Below are 23,604 nucleotides of genomic sequence, written 5' to 3' on the forward strand. Positions count from 1 at the left end.
CGTCAAAATTCTCGAACGAGGTCGACCGTCAGCTAAACACCTCGTGAAGCATCGCCGGTAGGAGGCTGTCGAGGTGGGCGGCGGCTTCGGACTGCGCCGCACGGGCGGCTCGAGCCTTGACCTGGAGACGATCGAACCAGCGCTGGGCCTCGAGCGGGGGCGTTGGTACGGTGATCGACTCAAGCGCCTTTATACCGAGCGTGCGGTTGCGCCCTGCGCCGCCAGGTGAAGCTCGATTCAGGGCCAAGAGCCCCTCTTCGCTAAGGAACCAATAGCGAAGAAAATCGGCGCTGACCCGGAACGGATCCGCGACGCAGGTGAGGAAACGGTGCGAACCCACGCGGCCGGCGTCCTCTGCTTTAGCTACAGCGACGGCTCCCTCCCAAGCGAACACGATGTTGAAGAGAAGATCGCCTTCCGCGACCGAGAAGAGCTTCTTGGATCCAACTTCGAGGCCAGGAAGCGACGGTTTGTGGAATGATCCCTTTCCGAACGAGCGCACGCCTAGCTCTGGGTAGGTCGCATCAAGATCAATAGAAACGGGGCGGCGGACCAAAGGAGCGATGTCCCCCATGCGGTCACGGGGCGCGTCGGCCGCGATACGGGCGAAGGAGGCGCGCAGGAGGGCGGCAATCTCAGCGTCCACCGTCTCCGCCCCGCTTCGTCGTGAAGCCACGGCCCCGGCCGCCGCATCCAGCCGCGCCACGACGCGCCTTTGCTCACCGAGCGGCGGCAGGGGCACTTCATGGCTCAATAGCCTCTCGGGATGCACGCGCTGCCGACGATCTCCAAGTCCAACAGATTGGAGGCGCAACAACCTCCACGTCTCAGGCCACCTGAATAGCCAGCGCAAATAATCAGACAAAACACGGTCGGAGCAGACGGAAAAGGTCGGGAACTCATTTGAAACGAATGCGCCATCAAACTCGGGCGGCACAGTTGTGTAGGCCCCCTCGAATGCGAATAGACGACTATAAATTACCTGCCCTGCTTTCACTTTATAGAGCGTCTTAGCGCTAGTGGTGGCGGCGTCTATTGGTGGCTTGGCAAATACGCCACGGCCGAAACCGTATATCCCAAGATTTGGATAGCTTTTACCGACCTCAACAGGGTGGCCCTCGTGAGCGAGTTGCATCAATTCACCCAACGCCACCTTCGGCCAGCTCATGTCGCCACTGGCTCCCCCACCAACTTGCGTAACTCATTAAGGATTGCCAGCACTTCGTGTTCCTTTACCGTCGCGGCGTCCACGATCTCGGCTGCTGGGCGATGGTCCTCCGCTGTTTTGGCTTTAGGATTCTTGAGGTCTAGATTGACTGCCTTGACCTGCCCAGCTCCATCGCGCTCGATGAGCGCAGGTCCATTGACAGTCCATGCTCGGGGATCGTCACCGCGCGCGTCCCACCACGCGCTCAGGTCGGCTAGGTCTTCGGACTGGAGCGGCGCGGTCTTAGAATACTTCTTTCGCCCTTCAGGCGCTGGCTGTTGCCAATAAGCAATCTCTCCGGTCGGGCCGCTCGTGTCGAAAAATATGAGGTTGGTCGCTATGGGAGTGTAAGGTTCGAAAACACCCTCTGGCAGTCGCACCACAGTGTGCAAATTGAACCGCTCCAACAGGTCTGCCTTAATACGCGCGCCAACGCCGTCGCTGAACAGCACACCGTGCGGAACGACTACCGCCGCCCGCCCTTTACCGCCGCGCCTAAGCCGCCGCATAATGAGCTGCAGAAATAGGAGAGCTGTCTCCGCCGTCCGACGGTCATCAGGGAAGTTGGTGAGAATACCCACCTCTTCCTCGCCAGCGAAAGGTGGATTGGCGAGGATCACCTCCACCCGGTCACGCTCACCGATTTCCGATAAGCGGAACCTCAGTGCGTTTCCAGGGTCGATGTCGGGTGCCTCCAACCCGTGCAACAGGAGGTTCATCTGGGCGAGTAGGAAGGGCAGCGACTTGGCCTCACACCCCTTCAACGCCCCGCTCTGAAGCTGGGCGCGACGCTCCACCGTGTCGGCCTGCCGAGCCATATGAGCGTACGCTTCAGTCAGAAACCCACCGGTGCCGCAGGCGGGATCAAGCACCGCTTCACCGAGACGTGGGTCTATCCGCTCCACCATGAAACGGACCACTGCGCGCGGCGTATAAAACTCGCCGCTATCGCCAGCGGCGTCGCGCATCTCGCGCAGCAACGTCTCGTACAGGCGGCCGAGGGTGTGCATCTCTTCTGAGCTGTCGAAGTGAATGGCGTCGATCAGGTTGATGACATCGCGGAGAAGATAGCCGCTCTCCATGCGGTTGGTGACACCGCGGAAAACAGTGGCGATAACGTCACGCCGGTCACGTCCACCGTTAATCCCGCGAAGGTTGCGAAGATGGGCGAACAGGCCGGGGCCACGCGTGCCGTCGGGCCGGACAACCTCCTCGCCGTTGATGAACGTGAGAAGATCGGGCCCGGTAATCCCTTCGCGCTGCGCGGCCCAGTCTCGCCACCGATAAGGCGGCTCAATGGCTGCGTGGAAGGGCTCGCCCGCCAGCGCTGCCTCGTCTTCATGCATCCGTTCCAAATCGTCGAGAAACTTCAGGAACATAACCCAAGTGAGCACGGGCAGACGGTCTAGGTCGCCGTTCAGTCCCTTGTCCTTGCGCATAATCTTGCGCGCCGACTTTACGATACTGTCTAGGCGCTGGGCAGTCGTCTGTGGCGCTGCGGCGATTTTCTTGGGGCGGACCATACTGATACTTCAATCGAAATTTACGCGGCGTAGAGCCGCTCGCTAAGTTCCGCCACCGCCTCGCGCAGGCATTCCGGCCCACCGAATCGTCGAGCAATTTCGCTCGGATTGCCGAAGTCCGAAACGGGGGCGACCTTGAGCGCTGCGGGGAGTGCGAGCTGGTCGGGTCCGCCAGCCGCGTATTTCTCCAGCAGCGCGTTGAGCACTGCTTTAGCGTCGTCTCCATAGCGGGTAAACAGGTCGGGCAGAGACGAACGGAGGCGCTCCGCCCGCTCCCGACGCGTGAGAATCGGCACGTTCCAGGCTAGGTGGCACAGAAGGTCGAAGGGATCGTCATCCGGCCTTCCAGATTCTTCGACCAAGACCGCTAAGTCGATACCTCGCTCCGCGAGCGCTTCGACAATAGTGGCGCGCTTGTCGGCTATCGCCCACTCAGCGCGGAATGCCGCAGGCGTCGCGTATAGAGTCCGTACCTTTTCGCCCGTCCAATCGGACAACCTGCGGCACGTTAGCCGCCTGCCATCGGCATCCAGGTCATAGACAAGGTGAGCGACGACTTCGACGGAGCCGCCGTCCACGAAGAGCTTGCGGGGAAGGGTATCCTCATCGTCGGGTAGTAGGATAGTTGGGCCGCCACCTGCCGGCGCGGCGTCGTCCTGCCACTCCACCCCCTCCTCATGCGCTTCAGACACCACTGCGCCGGTATCGTCGATCTCGGATCGAATGGAGGCCACAGGATCGCCATCGAACACTGGGTCCGCGAACTTTTGGGTCGCGGTGCCGGTATAGTCTAGGATGCTGAACCAGAGCTTTCCGTAGTCTTCTCGCAGGCGCGTACCCCTGCCAATGATCTGCTTAAACTCAGCCATTGAGCCAACGACACGTGCCAGAACTATGTTCTTACAAGTCGGCGCGTCAACGCCTGTAGTGAGAAGTTGCGAAGTCGTGAGTATGACCGGGGTTTCCGCCTCAAGGTCTTGAAAGCGACTAAGCTTCCCTTTACCTATGTCGCCTTCGTCTGATGTGACGCGCGCCACATAGTCTGGGTATTTTGAGACCAAATCGCTGTTCAGATTTACCAGCGCTTGGCGCATCTCGCTGGCGTGATCTTGATCAACGCAGAACACGATGGTCTTGGCGAAACGGTCTGTGTTTTTCAGGAAGTCTGTTAGGTGGCGCGCGATTGCCTCAGTTCGCGCGCGAAGGGCTACGACCCTCTCGAAATCACGCGTCTGATACTCATCATCGGGCACGGGCCTGCCATAGCGATCAAGCTCGCCCACTGTAGGTCGCCACCCGACCGCGTCCAGGTCGGTGACGATACGGTGCACGCGGTATGGCGCTAGGAACCCATCCTCAATCCCCTGGGCCAAAGAGTAAGTGTAAAGCGGATCACCGAAATACGAATAGGTGTCTCGGCTCTCATCGCGTAGCGGCGTCGCCGTCATGCCAAGTTGGTAGGCTGGCTCGAACCACTCGAGTATCTCGCGCCAGGAGCTATCGTCTCGAGCGCTACCACGGTGACATTCGTCAATGACAATGAGGTCGAAAAAGTCGGGCGCGAACTCCCGGTAAAGACCGGGTCTGCGTTCGTCGCGGGCGATGGCTTGGTAGATTGCGAAGTAGATATCGCGCCCATGACTGACATTGCCGCTCTCCAATTTGAAGCGCGCGTCGCCAAATGGTGCGAATGTCTTCGCCATCGGATCGTCCACGAGAACATTGCGGTCAGCCAAGAATAGGATTTTCGGCTTCCGGTGATCGCCTCGCTTGTTCCAACCGGCCGACCAAAGGCGCCAGCAAGTTTGAAAGGCCACAGCCGTCTTGCCAGCACCAGTGCAGAGGTTCAGGAGAATCCGGCGGTCGCCAGCAGCTATGGCCTCCAACGTTCGATTGACTGCGATCTCCTGATAATAGCGCAGGGGGCGCTCGACGTCTGGATAGCCCGGCGTCAGCAGCGTCTTCACGGCTGTTTCGGTCGGAAATCCTGGGGATGTCTGTTGGCGGGCCCAAAGTTCGTCGGGCGTAGGGAAATCTTGCCGGCCAATCTCCGTCCCGGCAAAGAGGTCGATCTCGATGATCTCTCGCCCGTTGCTCGCATACGCGAAACGAAGGCCAAGAACCTCCGCATAGTCGCGAGCCTGCTGAACACCGTCCTTGGCAGAGCGGTATTCGACTTTCGCTTCAATTACGGCGATTGGGTAATCTGGACGATAACGCAGAATGTAGTCGGCTCGTTTTCGCTTCCCTCTTCTGGGCTGGCCACCAGCAAAAAGCACACGACCGTCCGTGAACGTCCGCTGCTCATTAATCGCGTATGGGGCCTCATCCCATCCTGCGGCTTGCAGTTTAGGGACAACAAACTTCCGACACGTGTCAGCTTCTGTGTTCACGCAACAACCCTAGCAGGTGGTTGGTGTGGCTGTCGCCTATGCTTAAGATCGGAGACCCACTCTCCGGTGCACCACAGACCTTCGGCTAGCACCCGCGATTGGGAGTCAGTCAGACTAGCCGATGCTCCCGATCGAAGCCTGCGCACAAGCTATCCACCAGAGTTCGGCTCAGCCGATAAAAGAGTGAGCGGATCGACCCCAAGCGCAACGGCGAAGCGCTCCACGACAGCAAGCGTCGGGTTCCGCTTACCCCGCTCCAACTGGCTGACATATGAATAGGCAAGATCGACTTGATCGGCGAGCGCTTCCAGCGTTTGCCCACGCGCCAAGCGTAGTCGCCTGACATTGATTCCGAACGTCTGCCCCAAATTCATGGTGCAAGCGCAACGAATCCTAAACGCCTGACCATTTCCTATAGTGAACATGCACTATGGAGAACTCGGCCGGAGACGATCATGCCCTACGACGACGTCAAAACCTTTTACGCCTACGAACCGCGTCGTGTCGGGGCCGGACTTGCGATCGGCATTTTTCTCATGCCGGCAATCTTCGCGTGGCTTCTTCTACGCTCCGGGTACACGCGCCTCGCGAGGATTGCGTCCTTTGGCTGGTTGGGCCTACAGGTCTTGTGCATTCTCGCAGGCGCTTTGTCCTCTTCTGATGGCGCCAGCACTTTGGCCTCACCGGCCTCGACATCCTCCTCCGCGCAAAAAGCCGTAGAGATCGCGCAAGCGCGAAAGGCTGAGATAGAGGCCCGCGCCAAGAAGGAAGAAGCCGAACGCGAAGAGGCTCAGGCCTATAGCTCAGCGAAGGAAGCCTTGAATTCCGTCCGATATTCTCTCGCGGACCCAGACAGCGCCCTCTTCAAGGATGTTTGGGCTGTACGTGGACAAATCGCTGACGCGCCCGAGGGAGTGTTTGCCTGCGGGACGGTGAACGCTAAGAACGCCTTCGGTGGCTACATTGGCTACATACCTTTCGTGGCAGTCGGCTCAACGGTTCTGATGCCCCAGGACGGAATTTTCGAGCGCGTTTTCCGGCAAGTCTGTCTGGACGGGAAGAAACTGTTTCCGGTTCAAATCTAGCCCTCGCAACTATGAAGGCTGATCCGAAGCTGGTGCGACACGATTTTCGCTACTGATCGAGACCACGTAGGCTTCAGGCGGCACAAGGCGAAAACGCCGATTTGCCTTCTCGGCGGCGGTCGGAGCTGGCGCCGGGAGCCCTCGCCGCTCATATCTCTCGCGCCACTCGGCATCCGAGATGTCTCTCTCGTCCCAAACCCATCCTCTGGCGACCCGCCCCAGCCACACGCTACGGACCCAACCGTCTCGACGGAACTGGGCGATCGCAATGCGCGCGCGAGTTTCATCAATCTCGCGCTCAAGATCGGTCGGTTCGCGGTCGCGATCATTGAGGGCGGCGATCATCTCCTCGAACGTGACTGGCCAATCCGCATCGTCCAGCAGCCGCTCCACAACAGCCACATCACGCCACAGAGCTTCCTGCTCAGGGGAATGGATTCGGTCGAGATCAACATAGAAGCGGAAGGTGGCGATCGGAAGATCATGCATGTCCGTGGCACCTTGCCTGTGCATGATCTTCCGATCGAGCATGGCGTGATCGACCAGACGGCTCACGGCTCCTTCGATCTGGACGCGAACCGCGCCGACGCCGCGCCCGTCAGGACGGCGGCCCTCAGCATCGAAGGGCGTGATCGTTACCTTTGAGATCAAGCTACGGAAGATATCACGCGCACGAGTGGCGTCGCGCTCATCGCCATTCAGCGCTTGCCCCAGATCACCCAGCAGCACGTGAATCCGTTCGGTCAGATGATCGGCCGTAACCGGCACGGAAGCCGCAGGTGGGCCAGCCCGCACCTCGCGAGCCAGGCGCTCCTTCTCGGCGCCGAGGGTCTCAAGGTTGTCGTTGAGCAGTTTGGCCGCGTAGCCACCTGCGCCAGCCCTGACCTGGGCGATCAGGTTGTCGATCTCGCGGCCAACTTCGGTCAGCCGCTTGGTCGCTCGTTCATGGCGTTCATCGTTCTCGCTCTTCGCCGGACCACGCTCGCGCTGATACTCTGGGATGAACCACTCGATCACTTCCGGCTGAGCGAGACGTTGGGCCAGCCCTTCGAAGACGACGCGCTCCAGATCTTCACGCCTCACGCGGCGACTATTGGAACACGCTTTCAGGTGGCGAGCCGAGCATCCCATCTTGGCCGCAACCTGAACGAAGGGACCGCCGCAGACGCCGCACTTGACCAGCCCACTCAGCAGATAGGTCGGTCGCCGCCGGTCGCGAAGAACGGACGGGGGTCTTTCGGCGAGGCGTTCCTGGTTACGATCCCACACGTCTTGCGGGACGATCCGAAGCCACGGCATGTCATGCTCGATCAGGTCAGCGACCTGACCCTTGTGTTTCTTCACCTGGCCGGTGCGCTCATCGTACTCCGTCTTCACCTTGCCGTGGATGACCTTGCCAACAATCATCGGATTACGCAGCAGACCGCACATCGAACGGCGGGTGCCGATGATAGTGTTGGGGTGCCACATCTTGCCTCCCTGCGGGGTCGGGACACCCTCAGCCGTGAGGGCGATGGCAATTTGGTGCGGACTCTTTCCGGCATCGAAATCGAGGTTGGCGCGCAGCACGATCTTGGACGTCACCGGGTCCACTTCCACCCGGCGGATTCGGTTCCCTCGGCTGTTCAGGAGCGCGAGCCCCATGGCGTCAACCTCATCGACCAGACGATAGCCATAGGGAACATCACCCATGATCTTACCCCGAACGAAGGCGGCGCGGCGCCCCCGGCTGGTTCGATCGGCGATCCGTTCACTCTCCATCTGAGCCATTTCTGCGTAGAGCGCGAACTCCAGCCGGTTCATCACACCGCGATCGTGTGTGTAGATGACCGCATCTACGTCTCGCAGACGGTTCTTGGCGTCATGCAGTTCGCGGGCGTTCCGTCCAAGTCGGTCCAGGTGAAAGATGCAGATGACGTCGGCAAGGCCCGCCTCCGCCGCCGCCATCATGTCGAGATAGCCGGTGCGGCGGGCAATTGAGCGACCGGACTTTCCCTTGTCCGTATAGACTCCTGCAATCTCCCAGCCGTTCCGTGCGCAATCTTGGCGCAGGACGTCGATTTGATCGTCAGCCGACAGGGGATTCTGGAGGTTATCGGAATAGCGCCCCAGCAGAAGAGCGCGCGATCCAGGCGGCGGCAGCGGGCTGTCGAACATGGACATGGTCTAGGCCCGAGCCTTCGCGTCACGCTGGGCGGCCAGCCGAGCGAGGCTGAGGACGAGCGGCAGCAGCAGCCGGTCTTCATCCGATGCGTCAAGATAGAGGTCGGCTTCGCGCCGCGCCTCGGAACGCCGCCATAACTCCTCATCTAGGGTGCGACCTACGGGCAGGATTCTGCTGTCCGTAGGACTTGGACCGGACCCACTAAACACGGTCATTTGCTACACCTCTCTGATCAATTGGATGCGCTGGGCCGGGATCAGAACCCGGCCACCGACATCGCTCAGACCTTCGTCGATGAAATCGACGGGGTCGGGTCGCCCGATCAGGACGCGCTCACGCCGCAGGATGTCAGCGACCTCTTCGAGGTTCACCGCGTCGTGCGACAAGCGGATACGGCCGCCACCCATCATGCCAATTTCAATTTCCATGCGGGATCGTATAGCAATCGTAACTTCATAAGTCAAATCTATACGCCATTCGCGACTCATGTATACGTGAAAACACCCTTAGTCACAAATCTACTCTTATTGTGACAAAGTATTGTTGGAATTTTTATTATGTACGGAGGGAATTTTTTCTTTCGGATTCAAAATTTGTGGGTTACCGGCGACTCAGCAGCGCGTGTGAACGCGCGATTCTGCACCTTGAAGGCCGACGCCATGTCGCATCCCGACGTTGCCCCGATGGCTGAGCGCCAGCCGTCGCTCGTCAACGCCGCGCTAGCGCAGCGCACTTGGCGCCGGCAGGGAGAAACGCCGTGACCATGGCCTCGACCGCATCCGAAACGCCTCGCCTCATCGGCGGCATTCCCGAGGCCTGGCCCGCGCTGCTAAGCCGCGAACAGGTGTGCGCATATGTGGGCATGTCGTCCGACAGCTTCGCCCGAGTTTGCGGCGTCGCGCCCGTGGCTCTGGGTGTGAAACTCCTGCGCTGGCGCCGGGCGGACATCGACGAGTGGGTCGCGGGACTTCCGAACCGCCTGCTTCGCAGCCCGACCGGCACGCGCGACGATGCCACCGTTACGCCCACACAGCCGGCGAAGGTCGCAGGTGAGGAGCGCCGACTTGGCGCGCTGGAACGCGCCAACCAGCGCGCGCACCGTCGTCAGGGAACGCGCGCGTGCCGCACGAACTGACTCCCATCCCCTTCGTCCAGCGGATCAAAACCGCCAGTGGGGTAAAGCTCTACTTCCGTCGCGGTCAGTTTCGGCGACCGTTGACGAGCCCGGACAACTCGCAGGCGCTGCGCGAAGAGGTCGCCGCCGTTCTCGCCGAACTGGATCGGGCTGACCGCGCGAAAACCCCGATCGTCGGCACGCTCGGCGGCATGCTCCGGGCGTACAACCGCTCGCAAGATTTCCTGGGCCTGGCTCGTTCGACTCAAGCGGGATACCAGCGCGGGATCGATGAGATCGTCGAAGACGCTGGCGACATCCTGCTGATGGACATCGATATGGCGTTTGTCGATGGGCTGAAGCAGGCTTGGTCGGCGCGCGGGCATCGCGTGGCCAACATCAACCTCCAAATCCTGAAGAACGCGCTTCGACCCGCCATCATCGACGAGCGGATCAAGACCGACCCCTTCGCGCACATCAAGAAGGCCAAGCGCCCACACGACGCGCCGGAGAAAAATCCGATCTGGGAAGAACACGAGGTCGCCGCCGTGGTCGATCTCGCCCTTCAGAGGAAAATGCCGGGCCTAGCGCGCGCCGTCGCGCTCGGCCGCTGGGGAGGATTTCGGCGTGGGACGATCTGCCGGCTCCCGATTGGCGCCCGCGTCCACAGCCACGATGCCGACGGCGCCCCTCAACGCCGGTTGTTCTGGCTCACTGAAAAACGTCGGGTCCAGTGCGACAAGCCCGAGGACGCCCGCCTGACCTTGCTCCTCGACAAGACCCCCAATCGCGCAATGACGCTGGCCTACAACCGGAGTGGCGAACGCTTCCAGGAACGGGCGCTCAACCAAGCCATCGACCGCTTGATCGATCGGCTGGCCAAGGACGGTGTTGTGCGGCCGAATCTCACGCTTCACGGCCTTCGCCACACACGCGGCGTCGAACTGGCTATAGCCGGCGCCAGCGACTCCGAGATCATGAGCCAGCTGGAACACACCTCGACCCGTGCCGCTGAAATTTATCGCCGCCAAGCCAACCGTCGCAGCCTGGCGGATTCCGCTCAGGGCAAGATCGATATGGCTCGCCAGCGGCGCGCGCCCCGCGTCGACGGCGCGTGAGCCCCAAGACCTAACGAACAAGCCGAAAAGCGCCACAAAGCCGCATTGTAAAATGCGGTGTAAATGGACTGTAAAATTGGGGGTCAATCACAACCCCTGGCGGGCTAAGTGATTGAAGAAAATGGCGCGCCCGGAACGATTCGAACGTCCGACCCTCAGATTCGTAGTCTGATGCTCTATCCAGCTGAGCTACGGGCGCGCATTGCCTTTCGGCGAGGCGGGGGAAATAGCCCGTCCGATTGCGGGGCGCAAGCGGCGTTTGGCCGATATCGATAAAAGTTTTCGCCGGGCGTCGCCGCGCCCGTGGGCGCCCCAAGCACGGCCAGCGTACGGAATGGGTTTTCCGGCCGCCGAAGCGCCGCCGGGGCGTGACAGGCGCGGCCGTTTGTTGTCCATGGACACCTCGCCGAAAGCGGCTCCGCCGCCGCCGTTCTTCCCTACGGAACCTGTTCGCATGCGTCGCTTCGTTCTCGTCTCCCTGCTCGCCCTTTCCGCCTGCGCCCAGATGCCCGGCGGGTCGATGTCGTCCGCAGCGCAAGCCCCCGTCGCCTCCGCGCCGGCCGCCACCACGCCGCGCGGCTTCGTCGCCGCCGCTAATCCGCTGGCCACCGAGGCGGGCCTGCGGGTGCTGCGCGACGGCGGCAGCGCGGTCGACGCGGCCGTGGCGATCCAGGCCGTGCTGAGCCTGGTCGAGCCGCAGAGCTCGGGCATCGGCGGCGGCGCCTTCCTGAACTATTACGACGCGAAGACCGGCAAGGTGACGGCCTATGACGGCCGCGAAAAGGCCCCCAGCGGCGCCGGCCCCGACATGTTCATGGGCGCCGACGGCAAGCCCCTGCCCTTCGTGACCGCCCTGCTGTCGGGCCGCTCGACCGGCGTGCCCGGCGCGGTGGCCATGCTGGCCCAGGCCCAGAAGGAGCACGGGACGGCCAGGTGGAGCACCCTGTTCAAGGACGCCGAGACCCTGGCGACCGACGGCTTCGCCGTCAGCCCGCGCATGGCCGGCATGATCAACAGCCCGCGCGTGCCGCAGAACACCACGCCGGACGTGAAGGCCTATTTCACCAAGCCCGACGGCCAGCGCTACCAGGCCGGCGACACGCTCAAGAACCCGGCCTATGCGGCCACCCTGCGGCGCCTGGCGGCCGAGGGCCCCAGCGCCCTCTATGAAGGCCCCATCGCCCAGGCGATCGTCGACAAGCTGCACGAAGGGGCCCTGCCCGGCGGCATGACCCTGTCGGACCTGAAGACCTATCGCCCACGCTCGGCCGCCGCCCTGTGCCGGCCCTGGAAGGTCTATACGGTCTGCGTGCCCAACCCCTCGTCGAGCGGCCTTGCGGTGCTGCAGGCCCTGATGATGCTGGAGCATACCGACATCGGGAAGCTGGGCCCCAAGGACCCGGCCGCCTGGACCCTGCTGGCCGAAGCCGAGCGGGTCATGTACGCCGACCGCGACCGCTATGTGGGCGACCCGTCCTTCGTGAAGGTGCCCGTCGAGGGCCTGCTGGACCCGGCCTATGTCGCGGAGCGCGCCAAGCTGATCAGCGACGTGGCCGGCGCGGCGCCGAAATTTGGCCTGCCCGAGGGCGCGCCCGTGGTCGGCGCCGACGCCACGAAGGAGCCGGCCGGCACCACCCATTTCGTGGTCATGGATCCGGCCGGCAATGTGGTGTCGATGACCACCACGGTCGAAAGCGTCTTCGGCTCGGGCCGGATGGTCGGCGGCTTCTTCCTCAACAACCAGCTGACCGATTTCTCGTTCTCGCCGGTCGAGAAGGACGGCGCGCCGGCGGCCAACGCCGTGGCGGCGGGCAAGCGCCCGCGCTCGTCGATGGCGCCGCTGATCGTGCTGGACGACAAGGGCAAGTTCCTGGCCGCCGTGGGCTCGCCGGGCGGCAACGCCATCCTGTCCTACAATCTCAAGGCCATGGTCGGGGTCTTCTACTGGGGCCTGTCGATGCAGGAGGCCATCAACCTGCCCAACATCGTGGCGCGCGGCGAAAACTTCTCCGGCGACGCCGAGCTGTTCGGTCCCGAGATGGTCAGCGCCCTGAATGCGCGCGGCGTGGCGGTCAAGACAGGCCAGAACGAGACCTCGGGTCTGCATGGCGTCATCGTGAGGCCAGGCGGGGTGCTGGAAGGCGGCGCCGACCCCCGTCGCGAGGGCGTGGCCCGGGGGCTGTGAGGACGGCCGACACGGCTCCGCCGCTTCACGCGGTGGGCCGCTGAAGGTGTGGGAAGGGTCGCGGAGCGTCCGGACGACGTCCGGATGAGAGATAGAAAATACCGTTTCGACGAAGCCGTTCGCTCCGCGTGGTCGTTATCCATCAGCGTCCCGTCAGGTGGCCCTGTTCAGGCCTTACCGGGAGTCGAACCGCTCCGTTTCCGGAGCCGCTCGGCGGTCGAGGCGGGCGAGCCAATCTAATGACTAATGAACACACCCGTCTGTCCTCATCCACGCCCACGGCGGGCGGGTCTGGCCAGCAACCAGATCCCGGGACCGGTCGAGTATCCCCCTCGACCCCAGTCCCGCTCGATCACCCCCCGCCGCCGCAATGGTCGCTGGCCTTGCGCCCTTTCCTCGCGACGAGGTGAGATGATTATGCGGCCGGTTTGAGCTCCGAGGATTGGCGCGATCATGTTTTTTTCAAGCGGTTGATTTTAATTGGGTCTGTTTCGAAAAGAACGGGGATAGAGGGCCGCAAGTCCTCCCCCTGAGGGGGGAGGTGTCGGCCCATTCGGGCCGACGGAGGGGGAAGTAACTGCTGACTCATTGCGGTCTTCCCCCACCGGCCTCCGGCCGCCTCCCCCTTCAGGGGGAGGACTTGAGTGGCCGTTCCGCCCCCCTTCGCGCCGAAGGGAGCCATCCTTAAATCTCACGGCGAGACGATCGCCGGAGTGGAAAGGTCTCTCAAGCAGCTGTGATGGCGGTCAAGTCTGAGCTCCAGGCTGATCTGGATTTGCGGATGGCGTTTAGGGTGACGATGAGCCTTCGCATGCAGGCGACGATGGCGACCTTGGGCGGCTTTCCGGCCGTGCGGAGGTGCTGGTAGGCGACCTTGAGAACAGGATTGCAGCGGATGGCGCTGAGGGTGGCCATGTAGAGGACGGACCGGACGCCGGGGCGCCCGCCCCAGACGGAGCGGGTTCCGCGCATCTTGCCTGAGTCGCGGTTGAAGGGCGCGACGCCGACCAGGGCGGCGATCTGTCGGCTGTTGAGCTGGCCCAGCTCCGGCATCTCGGCGATGAGCGTTCGCGCCAGTACGGGGCCGACGCCGGGCACGGAGCGGAGCAGCTCATCGTCGGCGCGCCAGGCGGGGCTCTGGCGGATCAGGCGGTCGAGGTCATCATCGGCGCCTTTGATCTCGCCATCGATGAAGGCCAGGTGGCGCTCCACGCCGGCGCGGACGGCTGGGCTGAGATGCATCTCCAGCCGGTTCTTCTCGGCCTTGCGCATGGCCAGAAGCTGGCGTCGGCGCACGACCAAGTCTCTGAGCACGCTGGCGTCTTCGTCCCGCAATGGTCGCGGCTCGGGTTGGATGGCCAGGCCGAAGGCGGCCAGAACATCGGCGTCGATGCGGTCGGTCTTGGCCAGGCGGCCGCTGGCCCTGGCGAAGTCGCGGACTTGGCGGGGATTGACCACCGCCACGGCCAGCCCGGCGCCTGCGAGGGCGGCGACGGCGTCGCGCTCGTAGCCGCCGGTGGCCTCGACCACCACCAGCCTGGGCTTCCTGCGCGCCATCCAGGCGACGAGCTTGTCCAGGTCGCCCGAAGAAATATTGAGGCGATCGCCCGAGGGGGCGATCGCCGCGTCTATGTGATGCTTGGCGATATCGACGCCTGCGTAGATGGGTTGAGAAGTCATGGGCTCCTGCCTCGTGCATGCGGGGTCGGCCGAGAGGCCGCCTCAGTCAGCTGTTCGGAGTGTCACAACACGCATGACCGGCGCCCAAGCTTGAGACGGGATCTGGTCGCAGGGACGAACGACGGGCTACCGGCCACACGGCGATCAAACCTCACGATCCGACCGCTTGTCCATCATACGAGGACGACGCTCCGCGTCGCCGCGACGCGGCCGCCGGAGGCGGTCCTTGACAGACCTTTCAACTCCGGCACGCTGCAGCCTCCAAGAGATTTAAGGATGAGCGGGACGCGGGGCGTCCGCTTGTTGGCAATGAGCCAGAGGCAGCTTTCGACCCATTGCAGACCTTCGCTGAAGCGCTAGCGTGCTATCATGAAAAAGAACCGGGCATATCGAGCCGCGATGCTCTTCGTCGGCTTCTCCGTGCTCGCTCAATCGGCCTGTAACCGGGAAGCGGTTGGATCGACTGCGCCGGAAAACGCTACGGGTGTCTGCTATCGGCGACTTGAGTGGTTTGACGCGGGGAAGGTTCACCACCGCTTCGAGACTCTGGTCGTTGTGCAGTCATCCAAGTCCGCGACCGACATGGCGCGCGTGATGGATATGGAAGACGCCCGCGTAGGTTCGCCTTCCGCTCACCATCTGACGCCCAACCGCTGGCATAACGGGTGGCTGACCGACACAGTCCACGACTTCACAAGCGGCCCCTCGTGCGCGCATCTACCGGCTTTTGTTGAGCGCCGTTAAAGTCCGCTCTCCACCCACAGCGGACCTTCAGCCTGTCCGCCCTCTGCCCCCCCAGCGGAAAAACCTAAGCCTCAGCCCCATCGCCCGGCGCCGAGGCCACCACAGCCGCCTCCGCCAGCGGCTCAGGAACCCCCGCCAGGCTCAGGTCGAACACAGACCCGCCCGGCCCCGTCTCGACCAGCACAAGGTCTCCCCCGTGGCCCTGGGCCAGTTCGCGGGCGATGGCCAGGCCAAGGCCGGTGCCGCCGCGCCGCACCGAGCCGACGAAGGGCTGGAACAGGTTGGCCTGGGCGCGCTGCGGCACGCCGGGGCCGTCATCGGAGAGGCGCAGGATGCTGACGCCGTCGCCGCGATGCAGCTCGACAAAGACCCGGCCCTTGCCGCCGCGGTCGGGGGCGCCCTCGATCGCCTCACGGGCGTTGCGCAGCAGGTTGGTCAGGATGCGGTGCAGCTGGTCGGGGTCGGCCAAGACCTGCTCGCGCGGGTCGATGACGGTTTCCAGGGCGACGCCGCCGGCGGCGATGAGGCCCGAATCCTCGGCGGCGCTGTCGAGGGCGGCGCGCAGGGGCATGGGCCGGGCGACGGGCGCGGGCTCCTTGGACTTGCCATAGGTCATCACGTCGGTGGCCAGGGTGATGGCGCGGTCCAGGGCCCGCTCCAGGCGCGGCAGGGCCTGGGCCACCTTGGGGTCGCCCAGGGCGGCCAGGCGGTCCGACGCCATCTGGGCGCTGGTCAGCATGTTGCGCAGGTCGTGATTGATCTTGGCCACCGCCTCGCCCAGCGCCGCCAGGCGGGCCTTGGAGGCGAGGGCCGTCAGCAGGTCGGTCTGCATGCGGTCGAGCTCCAGCTCGGCGCGGCCGATCTCGTCGCGGCGCTTGGAGACCACGATCCGGGCTTCGGGATCGTCGGGGTCGGCCCGGAACTGCTCCATGGCGCGGGTGATCCGCTGCATGGGCCGCACCAGGAAGATGTTGAGGAACAGATAGACGAAGAAGCCGGCCAGGCCGGCGACGAACACCGTGATCGCCGCCAGACGCCAGAAATAGGCGACCAGCTGGGCCTTCAGCGGGGCGTCAGGCAGCACCACCTCGACGAACTCCGCCTTGCGGAAGCGCGGCTCGGCCATGACGCGGACCATGCTGCCGGGCGGGCTGGTCAGGGTGAAGAACGGGGCGGCCAGCCAGGAGCCGGGGTTCTGGCGGCGCAGGTCGACCAGATAGGGCGTCTGCATCGGAACCTTGGGCGGCAGGACCAGGCGACGGGCCCCGTCGACCTGCACGGCGACCGTGACGGCGCCGGCCTGGTCGAACAGCTGGCCGGCGACGGGGTCGCTGACCCGCAGCTCGGGATCGCTCTCGGCGATGGTCGAGGCCAGTTCGCCGGCCCGCACGCGGTCCAGCAGCCACTGCTCTTCATAGGCCGCCAGGGTGGGCGGCAGGATCATCAGACCGGCCAGGGTGACGACGAAGGCGGTGAACAGCAGCAGGCGCGCCGACAGGCCGCGCGGCCACGGAAAACGTCGCGCGGCGGGCGGGGTCGGGTTATCCGGCGGCGAGACCGTCTCGGTCATGAACCTGAGTTACTTCACGTGGGGCGCGGGAGCAACGCGCCCGCGTCGCCAATGGCGCCACAGCGGCGGCAGAAAGGCCAGCACGCCCATACCGATGATGGGCAGATAGATCCTCGGCGACAGCAGGGTGTGCAGCGCGACGGGGTGACCTTCGGCGAACACGTGGCCCAGTCCCGCCCCGATCCCGGCATAGACGAAGGAGCTGGGGACCATCCCCATGAACGAGGCGAGCAGGAAGGTGCGCAGCGGCACGCCCATCAGCCCGGCGGCCACATTGACCAGCAGCAGGGGGAAGGCCGGGATCAGTCTCAGGGTCAGGAGGTAGGAAAAGGCGTTGTCGCGAAATCCGTCCTCGATCTTCAGCAGCAGGGGGTTTTTCCAGCGACGCAGGAAGTCGGCGAAGGCCGTGCGGCTGACCAGGAACACCACCGTCGAGCCGCCGGTGGCCCCGGTGACGGCGACCGCTCCGCCCAGCACCGGGCCGAACAGAAAGCCCCCTGACAGCGACAGGATCAGCGCGCCGGGCAGGGAAATCGACACGGTGGCGACATAGACGCCGATATAGGCCGCGATGCTCAACACCGGGTGTTCCCGCACAAAGGCCTGCAGGGCCTGGGCCTGGATCCGGAGGTCTTCCAGCGAGATATGCCCAGCCAGGCCGCTGGCCAGCGCCCAGACGAAGAGCCCGACCAGCGCCACGACGGGGCCGAATTGTCGGAGCAGCTGCAGCGCCCTGTCGGTCGTCATGCGGCGCCGACCGCGTCCTCGACGGTGGCGAAGCCATCGGCGCGCAGGCGTCGGGCCAGGTCGCGCTTGATGCGGACCACCAGGCCGGGACCGCCATAGACGAGGGCGGAATAGAGCTGCACCGCCCGGGCGCCGGCGCGGATCTTGGCATAGGCCCCGGCCCCGTCGGCGATCCCGCCGGCGCCGATCAGGGCCGTCCGGCCCGCGGCGGCGACGTGGAAGCGCTTCAGCACCGCCGTCGAGGGCTCCAGCAGCGGCGCGCCCGACAGGCCGCCGGTCTCGGCCTTGCCGGCCGACTTCAGCGTCGCGGGGCGGGCGATGGTGGTGTTGCTGACGATGATGCCGTCCAGGCCATTGGCGATCACGGTCTCGACAATGGCCTCGACCTCGCCGTCCTCGAGATCGGGGGCGACCTTGAGGAAGATCGGATAGTCGCTGGTCGAGCCGGCCCTCAGGATGGCGCGGGTTTGCGCCAGGCGGCCCAGCAGCTCTTCCAGCGCGGCCTTGGTCTGCAGGGCGCGCAGGCCCGGCGTGTTGGGCGAGGAGATGTTGGCGGTGAAGTAGTCCGACAGCCCCCACAGGCGGGTAAGGCCCGTGACATAGTCCTCGATCCGGTCGGTGGCGTCCTTGTTGGCCCCAATATTGGCGCCGACGAAGCCATGGCGGCCGGCGCGCCTGGACAGCCGTTCGGCGAAGGCTTCCAGCCCTTCATTGTTGAAGCCCATGCGGTTGATCACCGCCTGGTCCTGGGTCAGCCGGAACAGGCGCGGACGCGGATTGCCGGCCTGGGGCAGAGGCGTAACCGTGCCCGCCTCCACGAAGCCGAAGCCGGCGGCCAGCATGGCGTCGGGGACCTCGGCGTTCTTGTCGAAGCCGGCGGCCAGTCCGACGCAGCTGCTCAGGTGCATGCCGGCCAGGGTGATCGACAACATCGGATCATCCGGCGCGCCGTCGCGGGGGCCAAGGCCGGCCTTCAGGCCCCGGATGGCCAGGCCATGGGCGTCTTCGGGGTCGAAGGCGTGGAGCGCGCGGGCGGCGAGATCGTGCAGGCTCATGCGGACAGAACGCCCAGCAGCGGCACGCCGTCCGTGTCGAGTTCGAGAGATTTCTGGGTGACGACCTCAGATGCGAGCAGAGGGCGGTAGAGGTGCGGAAAGAGGGCCCCGCCGCGCGAGGCCTCCCACTTCAGGGCCTCGCCCAGCGATTCGGCCTCGACGCCCAGCAGGACAAGGTCGGCCTGGCCGACGAAGTATTTGGCGGCGGTCTCCTGGGCCTGGTCGGCGCCCGACAGGTGGATGAAGCCGTCGGCCAGATCGACGGCCGAGCCGACCAGCTGGCCGGCGGCCTGGGCGGCCTCCCACTCGGCGCGGGAGAGGATCTTGTAGATCAGGGTCATTCGCCGCCTGTTCCGCCATGTTCGGACGCGTAGAAAAGATGCTCCAGCACGGGCGGACCGCCCGAGCCGAAGGCGAAGACCGCCGTAGTGGCGGTGGGAAAACGACCGCGAACCTTGTTGAGCGCCACGGGCTCGGCGCCGCCCTGCAAGACCAGCCGCAGGGCCAGCTCGTGCAGGCCGGGATTGTGGCCGATCACCATGACCAGACTGGCCGACTCGCCCTCGTCCTCCAGCGCCGTGACCACCTCTTCGGGCTCGGCGTGATAGAGGTCGCGGCGGAACTCGACCCGGGCCTTGGGAAAGGCGGCCGAGGCGGCGGCGAAGGTCTCGCGCGTGCGGCGGGCGCTGGAGACCAGCACCAGATCGGGCGTCGCGCCGCTCCTGACCAGCAGCTGCCCCATCAGAGTCGCGTCCTCGCGCCCTTTCGGGGTCAAGCCACGCTCGAAATCGCCGCCGGTCGCGGCCTGCCGTTCGGCCTGGCCGTGGCGCATGAGGATGAGACGGTCCATGCGCCCTCCATAGCCTCAGCCGGGGCCCGCCGGAAGCGGGCGGTTGACACCTTCTTCGCCAAGCGGTCCAAGGCGGCATGGCTGATCTCGATTTGGCCTCGTCCGCGCTTAATGATGGCGGAACCTGGCGGTTTCCGGCGAACGAACCCCTGCGCCTCGATTCGGGGGGCGTGATCGAGGGTCTCGAGGTCGCCTACCAGACCTATGGCCGGCTGAACGCCGATCGGTCCAACGCCGTCCTGATCTGCCACGCCCTGACCATGGACCAGTATGTCGCCTCGGCGCACCCGACCACGGGCAAGCCGGGCTGGTGGCCGCATCTGGTGGGTCCGGGCAAGCCGCTGGATCCGGCCCGGCACTTCATCATCTGCTCCAATGTCATCGGCGGCTGCATGGGCTCGTCGGGCCCGGCCTCGATCAATCCGGCGACGGGCAAGCCCTGGGCCCTGTCGTTCCCGGTGATCACCATCGCCGACATGGTCCGCGCCCAGGCGATGCTGGTGACGGCCCTGGGGGTCGAGACCCTGTTCGCCGTGGTCGGCGGCTCGATGGGCGGCATGCAGGTGCAGCAGTGGGCGGTGGACTATCCCGAGCGGCTGGCCAGCGCGGTGATCATCGCCTCGGCCTCGCGGCACTCGGCCCAGAACATCGCCTTCCACGAGGTGGGTCGTCAGGCGATCATGGCCGACCCCGACTGGCGCGGCGGGGCCTATGCCGACCACGGAACGCGGCCCGAAAAGGGCCTGGCCGTGGCGCGGATGGCCGCCCACATCACCTATCTGTCCGAGCCGGCCCTGCAGCGGAAGTTCGGCCGCGAACTGCAGCGCGACGGCCTGTCCTGGGGCTTTGACGCCGATTTCCAGGTCGAGAGCTATCTGCGCCACCAGGGCGCCAGCTTCGTCGACCGCTTCGACGCCAACAGCTATCTCTACATCACCCGGGCCATGGACTATTTCGACATCGCCGCCAGCCATGGCGGCGTGCTGGCCAGCGCCTTCACCCGAGCGCGGCACATGCGGTTCTGCGTGCTGAGCTTCACCAGCGACTGGCTGTATCCCACCGCCGAGAACCGCCACATCGTCCGGGCCCTGACGGCCGCCGGCTGCCGCGTGGCGTTCGTCGAGATCGAGAGCGACAAGGGCCATGACGCCTTCCTGCTGGACGAACCGGTGATGGACTCGGCGCTGGCGGGGTTCCTGGGCTCTGTTGAACGCGAGCGGGGGCTGGCTTGACGGTTGTGCGCGAAGACTTCCGCGAGATCCTGCGGCTGGTGCGGCCCGGGTCACGGGTGCTCGACGTCGGCTGCGAGGAGGGCGCGCTGCTCGACCTGCTGGCCCACGAAAAGCAGGTGGACGGCCGGGGCCTGGAGATCAGCGCCAGCGGCGTGGCCGCCTGCATGGCGCGCGGCCTGTCGGTGGTGCAGGGCGACGCCGACCAGGACCTGGACCATTTCCCGGACAAGACCTTCGACTACGCGATCCTGTCCCAGACCCTGCAGGCCACGCGCCAGCCGCGCCATGTGCTGGATGAGCTGCTACGCATCGCCGACCGGGCCATCGTCTCGTTCCCCAATTTCGGCCACTGGCGGGTGCGCTGGTCGCTGCTGAGCCGGGGGCGGATGCCGGAGACCAAGGCCCTGCCCATGCCCTGGTGGTCGACGCCCAACATCCACCTGTGCACCCTGGTCGATTTCCTGGCCCTGACCGATGACCTGAACGTGCGGGTCGACGCCTGCGCGGCCTTCGCCGGCAAGGGCCCGGCCCGACACATCGATCCGGCCAGCCCGCTGGAAAACTGGCGGGCGGAAAGCTGCCTGTTCATGCTGAGCCGGATCGAGCCCGGCCCGGAAGGAACGTCCGCGAGGGAACCTCCGGCGGTTTCAGGCGATCTCTTCGACGGATGAAGCTTCGCCTGATGACCTACAACGTCCACCGCTGTGTGGGCACCGACCGCGCGCTCGACGTCGAGCGGGTGGCGGAGGTCATCGCCGCCGAAAATCCCGACGTGGTGGCGCTGCAGGAACTGGACGTCCTGCGCCGCCGCACCAAGACGGTGGACCAGGCCCACCGCCTGGCCGAACTGCTGAAGATGAAGTTCCACTTCCATCCGGCCATGGCCGTGGAGGAGGAACTGTATGGCGACGCCATCCTGACCGCCCTGCCCGAGCGCCGGATCAAGGCCGAAGGCCTGCCGCTCTATCGGCGGGTGCCGGGGCTGGAGCCGCGTGGCGCCCTTTGGGTCGAGGTGATGGTCGGCGACACGCCCGTCCAGATCATCAACACCCATCTGGGCCTGATCCCGCAGGAGCAGAAACGCCAGGCCGCCGCCCTGCTGGGCGAAGCCTGGATGGCGTCTGACGCATGGACCGCGCCGGGCGTGCTGCTGGGCGACTTCAACGCCTCGCCCTATTCGGCCACCTACCGCATGCTGCGCGCCGCCCTGCGCGACGCCCAGACCCCGGGCGGGGCCTGGCTGCGGCCCGCCACGGCGACCTTCCCGTCCAGCTTCCCGTTCATGCGGATCGACCACGTCTTCCTGACCAAGGGCCTGGAGACGCTCGCGGTGAAGTCGCCCTACGACTCCCGGGCCCGGGTGGCCTCCGACCACCTGCCCCTGGTGGTCGATCTGGAGGTTACGGCAGCAGGCGCCGCGGGGGTTCCGGTGGCGGTTCCGTCAGGCGAACCAGATCCCGCTTGAGGCGCGTGCGGCGGCCCCAGGGTCGCCAGGCGTCTTCGGGTGAAATGGCGTCGCCCAGGTTCCAGTCGGCGATGAACTGCTGAACGCCGGTCAGATGGCGCACCGGCACCGGCTGCAGCCGGCGCGGCGGACCGCCCCTGACGTCCAGAGCGTTGATCGCCGCCGCCAGTCCGCCCTCGCGCTGAATGGCCTCAATCACATCGATGGACGACCGCGCCAGGAAGTGACCGATCAGCCGGGCCAGGAAGGCGGTGATGACCTGGCGCTCCTGCTCGTCCCGCCCTTCGAAGGCCAGGTCGCACTCGGTGTCGAGACCGATCGAGCGGTTGTTCAGATTGGCCGAGCCGACCCGCAGCATCCAGTCGTCGATGATCGCCACCTTGGAATGGACGATGATCGGACCGCCCTTGGGCGTGTGGGCGCTGAAGGCCGAAAAGCGCTTGTGAGCATCGACCGACCGCAGGCGGTTGATGGCCGAGGTGCGGGCGCTGTCCATGGTGATCTGGTCGAAATAGCTGGGACTGCGGGCGGGCCCGATGGTCACCACCTCGGGTCCGTCGGGCTCGATCAGGCGCTCGGCCAGGGCTTCGACGATGATCGGCGAGGTCAGGTACTGGTTTTCCAGATAGATCAGCCGCTTGGCCGCCCGGATGCTGGAGAGGTGCAGGAGCAGGCTTTCGGTGACCTCCGGCCGCCCCTTCCAGGCCGCCTCGGTCCGGCTGATCGCCACCTCGGTGCGCCGCAGGTCGGGCAGCAGACCCGGCGGCCAGGGCGCGTCCTCGGGCCGCTCCGGAGGGCTGAGGCTCTCGCCGGTGGCGTTGCGCCAGCGGGCGATGAACAGGTCGGACAGGCCCTGGGCCGCGCGGCCATCGACCAGCATCGCCACCTCGTGCCGGGCCGGATAGTGGCGCCCGGTCGGCAGTCGCCGACGGGGATCATTGTCGAGGTGTTCGCAGGTGTCCCAGCGATCGACGCCGATGTCGCCACCGCTCAGCAGGGCCGTCGCGCCGTCGATGATCACCACCTTCTGATGGTGGCAGGCCGAGGCCGGCAGGGTGCTGTCCAGCTGATACTTGACCCGTGAGCCCGCGAAAAACGCCGCGCCCCGCTGGGGCCCGAACAGCTGGGCCGCGGCGATCGGGAACGGCATGTCCCAGGTCAGGATCCGGACGTCCAGAGCCGGGTTCAGGGCCGCCTGCCGGCGCAGGATCAGGCCGATCCGATCGGCCTGCTCGGGATCGCGGCTCTTGCGAACCCGGTCAGGGTCCAGCCGCGTCAGCGGGTCGAACACCCAGGCCAGAATCCAGATCGAGCGCTTGGCGGCCAGGAGCAGCGGCTTGAGCGCGTCGAAGGTCTCGTCATTGTCGATGAACAGGGCCAGCCGGTCGGCGGGCTCGACACGCCAGCAGTTATAGCCTTGTCGAAAAACAGAAGAACGCTCGCCCATGACGCTCCAATCGCGGTGAGTTTCG

The 23,604-nt window shown here is 65.2% G+C and carries 21 protein-coding genes and 1 tRNA gene; 8 read left to right on the forward strand and 14 right to left on the reverse strand.

What is annotated here, in order from left to right; genetic code table 11:
- Positions 1-28 precede the first annotated feature (28 nt).
- From ACW17V_RS17065 to ACW17V_RS17080, 4 genes are all read right to left on the reverse strand, one after another.
- Positions 29-1,168 (reverse strand): restriction endonuclease subunit S domain-containing protein, encoded by a 1,140-nt coding sequence (locus ACW17V_RS17065; protein WP_492106247.1) that lies wholly within the window; start codon positions 1,166-1,168, stop codon positions 29-31.
- On the reverse strand, positions 1,165-2,730 hold the full coding sequence (locus ACW17V_RS17070; protein ID WP_492106248.1) for a class I SAM-dependent DNA methyltransferase: 1,566 nt from the start codon (positions 2,728-2,730) through the stop codon (positions 1,165-1,167). The genes ACW17V_RS17065 and ACW17V_RS17070 overlap by 4 nt, the downstream gene beginning before the upstream one ends.
- Positions 2,731-2,750: 20 nt before the next feature.
- Positions 2,751-5,123 carry an EcoAI/FtnUII family type I restriction enzme subunit R gene (gene hsdR / locus ACW17V_RS17075; protein WP_492106249.1) on the reverse strand — a complete coding sequence of 791 codons (2,373 nt, stop codon included), beginning with the start codon at positions 5,121-5,123 and terminating at the stop codon, positions 2,751-2,753.
- A 149-nt stretch (positions 5,124-5,272) separates the two neighbouring features.
- The gene (locus ACW17V_RS17080; protein WP_492106250.1) at positions 5,273-5,548 is read right to left on the reverse strand and encodes a helix-turn-helix domain-containing protein; all 276 of its coding nucleotides are present in this window, start codon (positions 5,546-5,548) and stop codon (positions 5,273-5,275) included.
- Positions 5,549-5,578: 30 nt separating this feature from the next.
- Between ACW17V_RS17080 and ACW17V_RS17085 the strand changes: the two genes are divergently transcribed.
- Positions 5,579-6,208: a hypothetical protein gene (locus tag ACW17V_RS17085; protein ID WP_492106251.1), complete on the forward strand. Its 630-nt coding sequence runs from the start codon at positions 5,579-5,581 to the stop codon at positions 6,206-6,208.
- 9 nt (positions 6,209-6,217) lie between these two features.
- Here ACW17V_RS17085 and ACW17V_RS17090 read toward each other — a convergent pair whose 3' ends face one another.
- Both ACW17V_RS17090 and ACW17V_RS17095 read right to left on the reverse strand, forming a co-directional pair.
- A complete protein-coding gene (locus tag ACW17V_RS17090; protein ID WP_492106252.1) occupies positions 6,218-8,371 on the reverse strand; it encodes a recombinase family protein in 2,154 nt (717 codons plus the stop codon).
- A gap of 219 nt (positions 8,372-8,590) precedes the next feature.
- The gene (locus ACW17V_RS17095) at positions 8,591-8,860 is read right to left on the reverse strand and encodes a hypothetical protein (RefSeq protein WP_492106253.1); all 270 of its coding nucleotides are present in this window, start codon (positions 8,858-8,860) and stop codon (positions 8,591-8,593) included.
- A gap of 269 nt (positions 8,861-9,129) precedes the next feature.
- Between ACW17V_RS17095 and ACW17V_RS17100 the strand changes: the two genes are divergently transcribed.
- The gene (locus ACW17V_RS17100) at positions 9,130-9,507 is read left to right on the forward strand and encodes a helix-turn-helix transcriptional regulator (RefSeq protein ID WP_492106254.1); all 378 of its coding nucleotides are present in this window, start codon (positions 9,130-9,132) and stop codon (positions 9,505-9,507) included.
- Entirely contained in the window at positions 9,492-10,604 is a 1,113-nt protein-coding gene (locus tag ACW17V_RS17105; RefSeq protein ID WP_492106255.1) for a tyrosine-type recombinase/integrase, read from the forward strand. Before ACW17V_RS17100 ends, ACW17V_RS17105 begins: the two co-directional genes overlap by 16 nt.
- 122 nt (positions 10,605-10,726) lie before the next feature.
- Here the strand turns inward: ACW17V_RS17105 and ACW17V_RS17110 are convergent.
- Positions 10,727-10,803, reverse strand: a tRNA-Arg gene (locus ACW17V_RS17110).
- Positions 10,804-11,109: 306 nt separating this feature from the next.
- Here ACW17V_RS17110 and ggt point away from each other — a divergent pair.
- Complete coding sequence (ggt, locus tag ACW17V_RS17115; protein ID WP_492108819.1) at positions 11,110-12,789, forward strand: gamma-glutamyltransferase; 1,680 nt, start codon at positions 11,110-11,112, stop codon at positions 12,787-12,789.
- A 726-nt stretch (positions 12,790-13,515) separates the two neighbouring features.
- Here ggt and ACW17V_RS17120 read toward each other — a convergent pair.
- Entirely contained in the window at positions 13,516-14,469 is a 954-nt protein-coding gene (locus ACW17V_RS17120) for an IS110 family RNA-guided transposase (RefSeq protein WP_492106256.1), read from the reverse strand.
- Positions 14,470-14,838: 369 nt separating this feature from the next.
- Between ACW17V_RS17120 and ACW17V_RS17125 the strand changes: the two genes are divergently transcribed.
- Positions 14,839-15,213 (forward strand): hypothetical protein, encoded by a 375-nt coding sequence (locus ACW17V_RS17125; protein WP_419318731.1) that lies wholly within the window; start codon positions 14,839-14,841, stop codon positions 15,211-15,213.
- Positions 15,214-15,277: 64 nt separating this feature from the next.
- Here ACW17V_RS17125 and ACW17V_RS17130 read toward each other — a convergent pair whose 3' ends face one another.
- Genes ACW17V_RS17130 through ACW17V_RS17150 form a run of 5 tightly spaced genes read right to left on the reverse strand, consistent with a single transcriptional unit; the run spans position 15,278 to position 19,435 of the window.
- On the reverse strand, positions 15,278-16,783 hold the full coding sequence (locus ACW17V_RS17130; protein ID WP_492106257.1) for a sensor histidine kinase: 1,506 nt from the start codon (positions 16,781-16,783) through the stop codon (positions 15,278-15,280).
- A 9-nt stretch (positions 16,784-16,792) separates the two neighbouring features.
- Positions 16,793-17,530 carry a TVP38/TMEM64 family protein gene (locus ACW17V_RS17135; RefSeq protein ID WP_492106258.1) on the reverse strand — a complete coding sequence of 246 codons (738 nt, stop codon included), beginning with the start codon at positions 17,528-17,530 and terminating at the stop codon, positions 16,793-16,795.
- The gene (locus ACW17V_RS17140; protein ID WP_492106259.1) at positions 17,527-18,585 is read right to left on the reverse strand and encodes a quinone-dependent dihydroorotate dehydrogenase; all 1,059 of its coding nucleotides are present in this window, start codon (positions 18,583-18,585) and stop codon (positions 17,527-17,529) included. The genes ACW17V_RS17135 and ACW17V_RS17140 overlap by 4 nt, the downstream gene beginning before the upstream one ends.
- Positions 18,582-18,926 (reverse strand): DUF952 domain-containing protein, encoded by a 345-nt coding sequence (locus ACW17V_RS17145; protein WP_492106260.1) that lies wholly within the window; start codon positions 18,924-18,926, stop codon positions 18,582-18,584. Before ACW17V_RS17145 ends, ACW17V_RS17140 begins: the two co-directional genes overlap by 4 nt.
- Entirely contained in the window at positions 18,923-19,435 is a 513-nt protein-coding gene (locus tag ACW17V_RS17150; protein ID WP_492106261.1) for a SixA phosphatase family protein, read from the reverse strand. Before ACW17V_RS17150 ends, ACW17V_RS17145 begins: the two co-directional genes overlap by 4 nt.
- Before the next feature lie 77 nt (positions 19,436-19,512).
- Here ACW17V_RS17150 and metX point away from each other — a divergent pair, with 77 nt between their 5' ends.
- The 3 genes from metX to ACW17V_RS17165 are packed head-to-tail and all read left to right on the forward strand — an operon-like array spanning position 19,513 to position 22,132.
- Positions 19,513-20,667, forward strand: a complete 1,155-nt coding sequence (gene metX / locus ACW17V_RS17155) for a homoserine O-acetyltransferase MetX (RefSeq protein WP_492106262.1) — start codon at positions 19,513-19,515, stop codon at positions 20,665-20,667.
- Positions 20,664-21,338 carry a methionine biosynthesis protein MetW gene (gene metW / locus ACW17V_RS17160; protein WP_492106263.1) on the forward strand — a complete coding sequence of 225 codons (675 nt, stop codon included), beginning with the start codon at positions 20,664-20,666 and terminating at the stop codon, positions 21,336-21,338. The genes metX and metW overlap by 4 nt, the downstream gene beginning before the upstream one ends.
- Positions 21,335-22,132, forward strand: coding sequence for an endonuclease/exonuclease/phosphatase family protein (locus ACW17V_RS17165; protein WP_492106264.1), 798 nt, complete (start codon positions 21,335-21,337; stop codon positions 22,130-22,132). The genes metW and ACW17V_RS17165 overlap by 4 nt, the downstream gene beginning before the upstream one ends.
- Here the strand turns inward: ACW17V_RS17165 and ACW17V_RS17170 are convergent.
- A complete protein-coding gene (locus ACW17V_RS17170) occupies positions 22,068-23,579 on the reverse strand; it encodes a phospholipase D-like domain-containing protein (protein ID WP_492106265.1) in 1,512 nt (503 codons plus the stop codon). The two genes, ACW17V_RS17165 and ACW17V_RS17170, sit on opposite strands and share 65 nt — an antisense overlap.
- Positions 23,580-23,604: the final 25 nt, after the last annotated feature.

It is taken from the genome of Caulobacter sp. FV2ye17ST, from assembly GCF_058680955.1.